This window comes from Bartonella sp. AA83SXKL (genome assembly GCF_042196965.1).
In the GTDB taxonomy this organism is placed as follows: domain Bacteria; phylum Pseudomonadota; class Alphaproteobacteria; order Rhizobiales; family Rhizobiaceae; genus Bartonella.
Genome location: NZ_JBHIRG010000145.1, coordinates 1 through 807, shown reverse-complemented (window position 1 = coordinate 807; position 807 = coordinate 1). Strand labels below are relative to the sequence as shown.

Sequence of the window (807 nt, the reverse complement as noted above, 5' to 3'; positions counted from 1 at the left end):
CAATCCACAAACAAGCCGTGGTAGATTATTCCATGAAACGATGAGTCCTATACGATCACCTTTTCAACGAGATAGAGATCGTATTATTCACTCTAACGCATTCCGGCGTCTTAAACATAAAACCCAAGTATTTATTGCTGATGAGAGCGATCATTATCGTACACGACTGACGCATTCAATAGAGGTTTCTCAAATTGCAAGAACATTAGCTCGTGCACTCTATCTTGATGAAGATCTTGCCGAATCTATTGCTCTTGTACACGACTTTGGACATGCACCTTTTGGCCATGCAGGAGAAGATGCTCTTACCGAAGCAATGGCACCTTATGGCTGCTTTGATCAGAATGCACAAGCGTTACGCATTGTTACAAAATTAGAACAGCGCTATGCAAATTTTGATGGACTTAACCTGACTTGGGAAACCCTCGAGGGACTTGTTAAACATAATGGCCCCCTTTTAGGTCCTTATGCTAAAAACAAAGATATCCCTATCGATATTCTACAATATAATGCAAAGCAGGATCTTCAGCTCAATTGCTTTGCTGGACTAGAAGCACAATGTGCTGCGATTGCTGATGATATTGCTTATAATGCGCATGATGTTGATGATGGGTTACGATCACAATTTTTAACACTTGATCAATTCGAACAGGTTTCACTCACTGCAGCATTATTAAATGACATAAAAAAAGAGCATCCACAACTCGATCAAACTCGGCGGGGCTACACACTAGTGCGCAGACAGATAAAAACCATGGTTGAAGATGTTATCAAACAATCACAAGAAAACTTGGCACGCGTCAAACC

At 40.9% G+C, this 807-nt stretch carries 1 protein-coding gene; it reads left to right on the top strand.

Annotation, left to right across the window (positions count from 1 at the left end):
• Nucleotides 1-807, top strand: an 807-nt coding sequence (locus tag ACFINO_RS10215) for a deoxyguanosinetriphosphate triphosphohydrolase (RefSeq protein ID WP_375655714.1), incomplete at both ends; no start/stop codon positions are given.